9 protein-coding genes are annotated in these 10614 nt (G+C 70.9%); 8 read left to right on the top strand and 1 reads right to left on the bottom strand.

Translation table 11 applies throughout. The annotated features are described in order from the left end of the window. Positions 1-260: 260 nt before the first annotated feature. Positions 261-1277 (bottom strand): rod shape-determining protein, encoded by a 1017-nt coding sequence (locus tag AB0H53_RS26075; protein ID WP_362118054.1) that lies wholly within the window; start codon positions 1275-1277, stop codon positions 261-263. An 87-nt stretch (positions 1278-1364) separates the two neighbouring features. Between AB0H53_RS26075 and AB0H53_RS26070 the strand changes: the two genes are divergently transcribed. The 8 genes from AB0H53_RS26070 (at position 1365) to rodA (ending at position 10599) form a co-directional block, all read left to right on the top strand. Then, complete coding sequence (locus AB0H53_RS26070; RefSeq protein WP_362118051.1) at positions 1365-2867, top strand: folylpolyglutamate synthase/dihydrofolate synthase family protein; 1503 nt, start codon at positions 1365-1367, stop codon at positions 2865-2867. An 8-nt stretch (positions 2868-2875) separates the two neighbouring features. Continuing rightward, positions 2876-3229, top strand: a complete 354-nt coding sequence (locus tag AB0H53_RS26065) for a DUF4233 domain-containing protein (protein ID WP_362118048.1) — start codon at positions 2876-2878, stop codon at positions 3227-3229. Between the two features lie 496 nt (positions 3230-3725). Further along, positions 3726-4139 (top strand): nucleoside-diphosphate kinase, encoded by a 414-nt coding sequence (gene ndk, locus AB0H53_RS26060; RefSeq protein ID WP_362118045.1) that lies wholly within the window; start codon positions 3726-3728, stop codon positions 4137-4139. 263 nt (positions 4140-4402) lie between these two features. After that, entirely contained in the window at positions 4403-5422 is a 1020-nt protein-coding gene (locus AB0H53_RS26055) for a rod shape-determining protein (protein WP_064069523.1), read from the top strand. Positions 5423-5524: 102 nt separating this feature from the next. Next, a complete protein-coding gene (mreC, locus tag AB0H53_RS26050; protein WP_362118041.1) occupies positions 5525-6502 on the top strand; it encodes a rod shape-determining protein MreC in 978 nt (325 codons plus the stop codon). Between the two features lie 6 nt (positions 6503-6508). Then, positions 6509-7174 carry a rod shape-determining protein MreD gene (mreD, locus tag AB0H53_RS26045; protein WP_362118038.1) on the top strand — a complete coding sequence of 222 codons (666 nt, stop codon included), beginning with the start codon at positions 6509-6511 and terminating at the stop codon, positions 7172-7174. 28 nt (positions 7175-7202) lie between these two features. Continuing rightward, the gene (gene mrdA / locus AB0H53_RS26040; RefSeq protein WP_362118035.1) at positions 7203-9392 is read left to right on the top strand and encodes a penicillin-binding protein 2; all 2190 of its coding nucleotides are present in this window, start codon (positions 7203-7205) and stop codon (positions 9390-9392) included. A 7-nt stretch (positions 9393-9399) separates the two neighbouring features. Then, complete coding sequence (rodA, locus tag AB0H53_RS26035; protein ID WP_362118032.1) at positions 9400-10599, top strand: rod shape-determining protein RodA; 1200 nt, start codon at positions 9400-9402, stop codon at positions 10597-10599. Positions 10600-10614: the final 15 nt, after the last annotated feature.

Genomic DNA, 10614 nt, shown 5'->3' with positions numbered 1-10614 from the left:
ACAAACTCGCCGCCCGCTACAAAGCCGGCATCCACCTCGCCTCACTCATCCTCTGGCTCCGCGTCCCCCAAGATCCCTTGTCAGACAGGACCTAGGAGGTGTCTCGTCGATCGGGCCGGATCAGGCACCGGGTGACGCGAGCCCGGCGAGATCGGCGAGACACCCCCTGGCGCCACGGCGCGGAACGACCGAGGCCGGGCGGGTGTCCGGGGCGACAGCCCCGGACACCCGCCCGGCCTCGCGCACGCCGTGCCCGCCGGTCACCGGGCGGAGGCCGGCTCCAGCACCCGCTGCAGGGTGTCGAAGTCCTCCACGCAGCGGCCCGACCCCAGCGCCACGCAGTCCAGCGGGTCCTCCGCGACGAAGACCGGGATGCCCGTACCCGAGGCCATCCGCAGATCGAGCCCCGGCAGCAACGCGCCGCCGCCCGTCAGCACGATGCCGTGCTCCATGATGTCGCCCGACAGCTCGGGAGGGCACTCCTCCAGGGTGCCCCGCACCGCCGCGATGATCGCCTCCACCGGCTCGTCCAGGGCGGCCCGGATCTCACCGGCCTTCAGGTCCACGGTCTTGGGCAGCCCGCCCACCTTCTCCCGTCCGCGCACCGTGAAGGCCGCGTGCTCCAGCTCGTCGTGGCCCGGCACCGGCCAGGCGGAGCCGATCGCGCACTTGATGTCCTCGGCGGTGCGCTCACCGATGAGCAGCGAGTGCTCCTTGCGCACCCAGTCGGTGATCGCCGTGTCCAGCCGGTCGCCGCCGACCCGCAGCGACCGCGAGGTGACGATTCCACCCAGCGAGATCACCGCCACCTCGGTGGTACCGCCGCCGATGTCCACGACCATCGAACCGCGCGGGTCCGAGACCGGCAGCCCCGCTCCGATGGCCGCGGCCATCGGCTCCTCGATGAGGTGCACCGTCCGCGCCCCCGCCCCCCGCGAGGCGTGCACGATGGCGCGCCGCTCCACCGGGGTGACCCCGCTCGGCACGCATACGACCATTCGGGTGCGGGGCCTGCGCCCCGGCACGGCCTTGCGCACGAAGTGCCGGATCATCACCTCGGCCGCGTCGTAGTCGCTGATCACGCCGTCACGCAGGGGACGGATCGCGGTGATCGAACCAGGCGTGCGGCCAATGGTCTCCTTCGCCTCCGAGCCCACCGCCAGTGCCCTGCCGGACCCTTCCTGGACCGCCACGACGGACGGCTCGTTGAGGACGATGCCCTTGCCACGGGCGTAGAGGAGGGTGTTCGCGGTGCCGAGATCGATGCCTATGTCCATGATCGGAAGTTTACGGATGATCTGACCGCGTGGCTCGGCCGAAGTCCCGCAGCGGCCGGTGCCGGCGGCGCTCCGTAGACTGGCCCTGTGAGTGAGCAGCCCTCGTCCAGCGACAGGTTCGACGACATCGTCGACGCCGAGACCAACCGTGACCCCGACCTGGCGGTGATCGAGGCCGGCAGCCGCACCCTGCGCGCCCAGGCCGGACCGCCCCGGGCAGCCGACGCCGTACCCGGACGGCCCGCCGACCCGGAGGTGGACAAGGCGCTGCGCGAGGTGGAGCAGGAGCTCGCCGGCCGCTGGGGCGAGACCAAGCTGGAGCCGTCGGTGACGCGTATCGCGGCGCTGATGGACGTGCTGGGCGAGCCGCAGCGCGCGTACCCCTCGATCCACATCACCGGCACCAACGGCAAGACGTCCACCGCCCGGATGATCGAGGCGCTGCTCGGCGCCTTCGACCTGCGGACCGGCCGCTACACCTCGCCGCACGTCCAGTCGATCACCGAGCGGATCAGCCTGGACGGTGCCCCGATCTCCGCCGAGCGGTTCATCGAGACCTACCGCGACATCAAGCCGTACGTGGACATGGTCGACGGCTCGCAGGACTACCGGCTGTCGTTCTTCGAGGTGCTCACCGGCATGGCCTACGCCGCGTTCGCCGACGCGCCGGTCGACGTGGCGGTCGTCGAGGTCGGCATGGGCGGCACCTGGGACGCCACCAACGTGCTCGACGGCTCGGTCGCCGTCGTCACCCCCATCGACCTGGACCACACCGACCGGCTCGGCGCCACCACCGCCGACATCGCCGGGGAGAAGTCCGGCATCATCAAGCAGGGCGCCACCGTCGTCCTGGCGCAGCAGCCGGTGGACGCCGCCCAGGTGATGCTGAAGAAGGCCGTCGAGGTGGACGCCACGGTCGCCCGTGAGGGCATGGAGTACGGCGTGGTCGCCCGGGACGTGGCCGTCGGCGGGCAGATGGTCACCCTGCGCGGGCTCGGCGGCGAGTACGAGGAGATCTTCCTGCCGCTGCACGGCGCCCACCAGGCCCACAACGCGGCGGTGGCGCTCGCCGCGGTCGAGGCGTTCTTCGGGATCGGCGCGCAGCGGGCCAGGACGCTCGACATGGACACCATCCGCAAGGCGTTCGCGTCGGTGGCGTCGCCGGGCCGGCTGGAAGTGGTCCGCCGCAGCCCCACCGTCGTCCTGGACGCCGCGCACAACCCGGCCGGGGCCCGGGCCGCGGCCGAGGGCATCACCGAGGCGTTCGGCTTCTCCCGGCTCATCGGCGTGGTCGGCGCCAGCGGCGACAAGGACGTCCGGGGCCTGCTGGAGGCGTTCGAGCCGATCTTCATGGACGTCGTCGTCACCCAGAACTCCAGCCACCGCGCGATGGACGTCGACGCGCTGGCCGCGGTCGCGGTCGAGGTGTTCGGCGACGAGCGGGTGGTGGTCGAGCCGCGCCTGGACGACGCGCTGGAGGCGGCGATCACCCTCGCGGAGGAAGAGGGCGAGTACTCCGGGGCGGGCGTCCTGGTGACCGGTTCCGTGATCACGGTCGGCGAGGCCCGGCTGCTGCTGGGGAAGGGTTAGGTAGCGCGATGCGTACGCTCTGCGCGTCCACACTGATCGGCGAGTTCTTCGTGATCGGCTTCGCCGGGCTCGTCGCCATGAAGGACGACAGCCTGTCGATGGGCACCGTCTGGACGGTGTGCGGTGTCGCCATGGCGCTGTCCGTCCTGCTGTGCGGCATGATCACCCGTCCGGGCGGGATACAGCTCGGCTGGGCGCTGCAGATCGCGCTGATCCTGAGCGGCTTCGTGGTCCCGTCGATGTTCTTCCTCGGCGCTGCCTTCGCGGGCCTGTGGTGGGCGTCCGTCCACTTCGGCCGCAAGATCGACGAGGCCAAGGCCAAGTGGGCCGCGCAGGACGCGGCCGAGCCCCAGCCGAGGTAGCGGAACCCCTTCCGGCACGCCGCGCGCCGATCACCCGCGCCGATCACCGCGCGCGGGCCGCTCGGTCGGCGCGCGCGGCCTCACGGCTCGCGCCGGGGCGCGCCGGGCGGTACGCCACGCCCGGCGGTCCCCGCCCGGCCACCTCCGCCGAAGCCCTCGGCCGTACGCCCTCCGCCCGTACGCCCTGCGCCCGTACCTCCCCGCGCCGCCCGGCCACCGGACGGCCCGAGGAGGCGCGCCGTCCCCGTCGCCGGGACGGCGACACGCCGGTCCCGCCTCCTCGCCGGGCCCTCGCCGGCCCTCCGCCGCCGGACGTGCCCCCGCGCGCCACCGGTTTCCGGCGCCCCACCCCGTCCGGCCGCGCTCCGGCCCGGCGCCCCGTGCCCGCCGGTCGACGCCCGGCCGGTCCTCCCGCGCGGTCCGGGTGCCGCCGCCCCGGGACGCCCCTGTAGCCTCACCTCACCGCACACGTATGCCTGCAAGGAGCCGTAACACCATGACCCAGCGCACGCTCGTCCTTCTCAAGCCGGACGCGGTACGCCGCGGCCTGATCGGCGAGATCATCGGCCGCATCGAGCGCAAGGCCGGCTGGAGCATCACCGCGCTGGAGCTGCGCGAGCTGGACCAGGAGACGCTGGAGCAGCACTACGGCGAGCACAAGGGCAAGCCCTTCTACGAGCCGCTGGTCGCCTTCATGTCCTCCGGGCCGGTCGTCGCCCTGGTCGTCGAGGGCGAGCGGGTCATCGAGGGCGTCCGGCAGCTCGCCGGGCCGACCGACCCGATCGCCGCCGCGCCCGGCTCCATCCGTGGCGACTACGGCACCATCGTCCGGGAGAACCTGATTCACGCCTCGGACTCCGAGGAGTCCGCCATTCGGGAACTGAAGATCTTCTTCCCGGGCGTCTCCTGATCCGCGGTCAGCCGAACAGCGCTCATGACCTGGGGCGACCGATGGAATTTCGGTCGCCCTTCGGTATATGACGAGGGGGGTCGGGAACGCATCGCCCCGACACCTCGTCACCTGTACAGAGGCACACCACCGCGCCGTGTCCGCGCAGGCGGCACTACGATGGGAATCTCCGCGCCACACCACCCGCCTCGCCTACCTGAGAAGCCGTCAACGCTCTAATTGGGAAGGCCCGACGCATCCTCATGGGAAACAAGGGGAACTCAATGTCGTTCATCGGCCGTGACATGGCTGTCGACCTCGGGACCGCCAACACGCTGGTGTACGTCAGGGGTCGCGGCATCGTCCTCAACGAGCCGTCCGTCGTCGCCATCAACACCAACACCGGCGGCATCCTGGCGGTCGGTGCCGAAGCGAAGAAGATGATCGGCCGGACTCCTGGCAACATCGTCGCCGTACGGCCGCTCAAGGACGGGGTGATCGCCGACTTCGAGATCACCGAGCGGATGCTCCGCTATTTCATCCTCAAGATCCACAAGCGCCGTTACCTGGCCCGTCCCCGGGTCGTCGTCTGTGTGCCCTCCGGCATCACCGGCGTCGAGCGCCGCGCCGTGATCGAGGCGTCCACCCAGGCCGGTGCGCGCCAGGTGCACATCATCGAGGAACCCATGGCCGCGGCCATCGGTTCCGGCCTGCCGGTCCATGAGGCCACCGGCAACATGGTCGTGGACATCGGTGGCGGCACCACCGAGGTCGCCGTCATCTCGCTCGGCGGAATCGTCACGGCGCAGTCCATCCGGGTCGCCGGCGACGAGCTGGACAACGCGATCATCCAGCACGTCAAGAAGGAGTACAGCCTCCTCCTCGGTGAGCGCACCGCCGAGCAGATCAAGATCACCATCGGTTCTGCGTACGACCTGGACACCGACGAGCACACCGAGATCCGCGGCCGCGACCTGGTCTCCGGGTTGCCCAAGACCGTGGTCATCTCCGCCGCCGAGGTCCGCAAGGCCATCGAGGAGCCGGTCAACGCGATCGTCGACGCGGTCAAGACCACCCTCGACAAGTGCCCGCCGGAGCTCTCCGGCGACGTGATGGACCGCGGCATCGTCCTCACCGGCGGTGGCGCCCTGCTGCGCGGCCTGGACGAGCGGCTGCGCCGGGAGACCGGGATGCCCATCCACATCGCCGAGGACCCGCTGGACTCGGTGGCGCTCGGATCCGGCAAGTGCGTCGAGGAGTTCGAGGCGCTCCAGCAGGTGCTGGACGCCCAGCCGCGCAGGTGACGGAAGCTTCGAGGTCAGCCGTACGGGTGCTGCCATACCCGTACGGCTGATCGTTGGTATAACGGCACAAACATTCCTACGAGGAAGGTACGGCCGCCCCACGTGAGGGACACACGAGAGAGCCGACTGCTCCTGGTGCTGCTGATCGCGGTCGCGTTCGCGCTGATCACCGTGGACATTCGCGGCGGCGAGGCGTCACCGGTGGACGGTGCCCGCCGGGCCGCCGCCGGCGTCTTCGGCCCCGTCGAGAACGGTGTCGCGTCCGCGGTCGACCCGATCGGCAACGCCATCGGAGCCGTACGGGACTCCGGCGAGCGTCACGACCGCATCGCCGAGCTGGAGCGGGAGAACGCGGCGCTGAAGGTCAGGCTGGGCAGCGACGACCGCAACCGCAGCCGCGTACGCGAGCTCGACAGCATGCTCAGGAAGGCCGGCGCCGGCCAGTACGGCATCAAGGCCGCCGAGGTCATCGCCATAGGAGCCGCGCAGGGCTTCTCCTGGACCGTGACCATCGACGCGGGCTCCGACGACGGCATCCGGCGCGACATGACCGTGCTCAACGGCGACGGCCTCGTCGGCCGGGTCACCACCGTCGGACCCGGCACCGCGACCGTCCTGCTCGCCAACGACCCGGACTTCACCGTCGGCACCCGGATGGAGAAGACGAACGAGCTCGGTTTCGCCACCGGCCAGGGCGACCGCCCCCTCTCCGTGCAACTGCTCAACGGCAAGGCCAAGGTCAAGCCCGGCGACCGGCTGGTCACCTTCGGGTCGCAGGCCGACAAGCCGTTCGTCCCCGGCGTCCCGGTCGGCGAGGTCGTCCGCGTCGACCCGTCCGGCGGCGACCTGACCCGTACCGTCTCGGTACGCCCGTACGCCGGGTTCACCAAGCTGGACGTCGTCGGCGTCGTCGTACAGGCCCCGCGCACCGACCCGCGCGACATGGTCCTGCCGCCCAGGCCCCGGCCCGCGCCGACCGTGACGGTCACCGTGACCCCGTCCCCGAGCGGCGCGCCGGAGGGCCGGGCCGACGCCGACGGCGGCGTCGCCGGCCGGCCCGAAGAGCAGGACGAGGAGTAAGTGCCGATGCGCTTCAACAGGATTCTGCTCTCCGCCACCCTCGTCGTCGTCGCCCTGGTCGTCCAGGTCTCCGTCCTGGCCCGCCTCCAGCTCCCCGGCGCCGTCCCCGACCTGCTGCTGCTCGTCGTGGTCAGCCTCGCCCTGGTGTACGGACACGTCAGCGGCGCCCTCGTCGGCTTCGGCGCCGGACTGCTGGCCGACCTCGCCCCGCCGGCCGACCACGCCGCCGGCCGCTACGCCCTGGTGCTCTGCCTCATCGGCTACCTGGTCGGCCTGGCCAAACCGGAGACCGGCCCGCTGCGGTCCGCCACCGGCCCCATGGCCATGGTGGTCGGCGCCGCCATCGGCTCCACCCTGCTGTACGCGGGCGTCGGCGCCCTCGTCGGGGACACCGCCGCCCGCCATGTCGGCCTGGTCTCCCTGCTCTTCACCGCCGTGCTGTACGACCTGCTGCTGGCGCCGTTCACCGTGCCGCTGATCATGGCGCTGGCCAGACGCGCCGACAACGACCCGCTCTCCGAGTCCACCGGCACCGCCACCGACGTCTCGACCGGCTTCATGGCCAACGGCACCGGGCTGCGGATCGGTGACCAGCGCGGCGGACTGCGCGTCAAGGCCGCCCGCAACCGGGCGGCGCGAGCCGGACGGATCAAGGGGGTCAAGCGGCTGTGAGGCTGCCCACGCACGCCGGAGGGACATCGTGAGCAACATCCCCGAGACCGGCCGCACCCCGCGGGTGCAGATCCGCCTGGTCGTCATCCAGGTCCTCGTCTTCTCCCTGCTGCTCACCCTCTTCGGCCGCCTGTGGTACCTCCAGGTCCGCAACGGCGACGAGTACACCGAGGAGGCCAGGAGCAACCACGTCCAGCAGGTCGTCCAGCCCGCCGTACGCGGCTCCATCCTCGACGCCCGGGGCGTCCCCCTCGCCGACAACGAGACCCGCCTGGTCGTCTCCGCCTCCCGCACCGAGCTGCTGAAGATGAAGGACGACGGCAAGGGCGTCCTGACCCGGCTCGCCGGCGTCCTGGGCATGAAGCCCAAGGAGGTCATGGACAAGGTCCGCCTCTGCGACTCCAAGACCCCGCAGCCCTGCTGGAACGGCTCCCCCTTCCAGCCGATCCCGGTCACCGCGGAGGCCACCACCCAGCAGGCCCTGCAGATCCGCGAGCGCGCCGAGGACTTCCCCGGCATCACCGCCGAACCCACCGCCGTGCGCCGCTACCCCGCGCCCGGCCGGGCCAGGACCTCGCAGGTCCTCGGCTACCTCTCACCCGTCACCGACGAGGAGATCGAGAAGGCCAAGGACACCGACTCGCCGTTCCTCCGCTCCGACCAGGTCGGCCGCTCAGGCCTGGAGCGCACCTACGACAAGGCGCTGCGCGGCAAGGCCGGCGTCACCCGGTACGAGGTCGACAACCTCGGCCGGGTCCTCGGCGAGGCGGAGAGCGACCCCGGCCGGCCCGGCTCCAGCGTCGTCACGAGCATCGACGCCCGGGTCCAGGCCGTCGCCGAGTACGAGCTCCACCAGGCGATGAAGACCGTCCGGCAGGAGACCGACAAGATCACCGGCCGCAAGTACGAGGCCGATTCGGGCGCCGTCGTCGTGATGGAGTCCAAGACCGGCCGGGTGGTCGCGATGGCCTCCCAGCCCGACTACGACCCCAACGCCTGGGTCGGCGGCATCTCCGCCAAGGAGTACGCCAGGCTCACCGGAAAGAACTCCAACTACCCGCTGCTCAACCGGGCCATCCAGGGCCAGGCCCCGGCCGGCTCCATCTTCAAGGTGGTGTCGGCGAGCGCGGCCGTGCGGGCCGGCTACCCCTTCGACGGCCGCTACAACTGCAGCAGCTCCTACAGCCTCGGCAGCCGGAGCTTCGCGAACTTCGAGTCCAAGGGGCACGGCCCGATCTCCCTCGGCGACGCCCTCAAGTTCTCCTGCAACACCGTCTTCTACGCCCTCGGGCACAAGGAGTGGCAGCGCGACGGCGGCATAAAGCCGAAGAAGGGCGCCCACGACTGGTTCTACCGGACCGCCCACGACTTCGGACTCGGCTCCGAGACCGGCATCGACCTGCCCAACGAGGTCAAGGGCCGCATCCCCGACCGCCAGTGGAAGCAGGCGTTCTGGCAGGCCAACAAGGACGCCTGGTGCAAGCAGGGCAAGAAGGGCGGCTCCTACGTGGAGCAGATCGCCTACGAGAGCTGCCTCGAAGGCAACCAGCTCAAGGCCTTCGACAGCATCAACTACGCCATCGGCCAGGGCGACGTCCTCGTCACCCCCATCCAGATGGCCGCCGCCTACGCGGCCATCAGCAACGGCGGCACCCTCTACAAGCCCATCGTCGGCAAGGCCGTGATCAGCCCCGACGGCAAGCGGATCGAGGAGATCGAGCCCAGGCCCCACGGCAGGCTGCCGGTCGACGCCGAGACCATCAGCGACCTCGACAAGGGCCTGCGCTCCGTCGTCGAGCCCGGCGGCACCGCCGCCTGGCGGTTCGACAACTGGCCCCAGGACAAGATCCCGATGCGGGCCAAGACCGGCACCGCCCAGGTCTACGGCAAGCAGACCACCTCGTGGTTCGCGACCTACACCGACGACTTCACCATCGTCATGACGATCTCCCAGGGCGGTACGGGCTCCGGCGCCTCCGGTCCGGCCGTGCGCAACATCTACGACGCCATCTACGGCCTCGACGACAACGGCGACCAGGACCTCGAGCGCGCCCTGCTGCCCAAGCCGCAGGCGACACTGCCGAGGATCCAGCCGGACGGTTCCATCGAAGCGCCGGAGATCAAGCCGTACGACCCCGAGGCGCAGAAGGTGGACGCCGCCGAGCGGCCTGGCGGCCAGGAGCCGCTCGCGGGTCCGCCTCCCGTCTGGAGGGACTGAACCGACCATGGCAGGAACCAACAGCTTCTCCGTCTCGCGGTACGCCCCCGAGCGCGGTGCCTGGGCCAGGCTGACCGCCCGCGACGCCATGGCGCGCAGACTCGACTGGCCGCTGCTGTTCTCGGCGATCGCGCTGTCCTTCATCGGCTCGCTGCTGGTGTGGTCGGCCACCCGCAACCGCACCGAGCTCAACCACGGCGACCCGTACTACTTCCTCTTCCGTCACGTCCTCAACACCGGCATCGGCCTCACCCTGATGGTCGGCACCATCTGGCTGGGTCACCGCACGCTCAGGGGCGCCGTCCCGGTCCTCTACGGCATCTCGGTGATCCTGGTCCTGCTCGTGCTCACCCCGCTCGGCGCGACCATCAACGGCGCGCACGCGTGGATCGTGATCGGCGGCGGCTTCTCGCTCCAGCCCTCCGAATTCGTCAAGATCACGATCATTCTGGGCATGGCGATGATCCTCGCCGCCCGGGTCGACGCCGGCGACCTGCTCCACCCCGACCACCGCACCGTCGCCAAGTCCCTGGGCGTGGCCGTCCTGCCCATGGCGATCGTCATGCTGATGCCGGACCTCGGCTCGGTGATGGTCATGGTGGTCATCGTGCTCGGCGTGCTGCTCGCCTCCGGCGCCTCCAACCGGTGGATCTTCGGCCTGATCGGGGCCGGCGTCGTCGGAGCCGTCCTGGTCGCCGCGCTCGGCGTCCTGGACGAGTACCAGATCAACCGGTTCGCCGCGTTCGCCAATCCGGAACTCGACCCGGCCGGCGTCGGCTACAACACCAACCAGGCCCGCATCGCCATCGGCTCCGGCGGCCTCTACGGCGCCGGGCTGTTCAACGGCCACCAGACCACCGGCCAGTTCGTCCCCGAACAGCAGACCGACTTCATCTTCACCGTCGCCGGCGAGGAGCTGGGCTTCGTCGGCGCCGGCCTGATACTGGCGCTGCTCGGCGTGGTGCTCTGGCGGGCCTGCCGCATCGCCCGCGAGACCAGCGAGCTGTACGGCACGATCGTCGCCGCCGGCATCATCGCCTGGTTCGCCTTCCAGTCCTTCGAGAACGTCGGCATGACGCTCGGCATCATGCCCGTCGCCGGCCTGCCGCTGCCCTTCGTGTCGTACGGCGGCTCATCCATGTTCGCCGTCTGGGTGGCCATCGGCCTGCTCCAGTCCATCCGGGTCCAGCGCCCCATAGCGGCATAACCGGCATGGACCCCT

Origin of the sequence: Streptomyces sp. NPDC050856 (assembly GCF_040653855.1) — a bacterium.
GTDB lineage: Bacteria > Actinomycetota > Actinomycetes > Streptomycetales > Streptomycetaceae > Streptomyces.
This window is presented reverse-complemented; position numbering and strand designations above follow the sequence as displayed.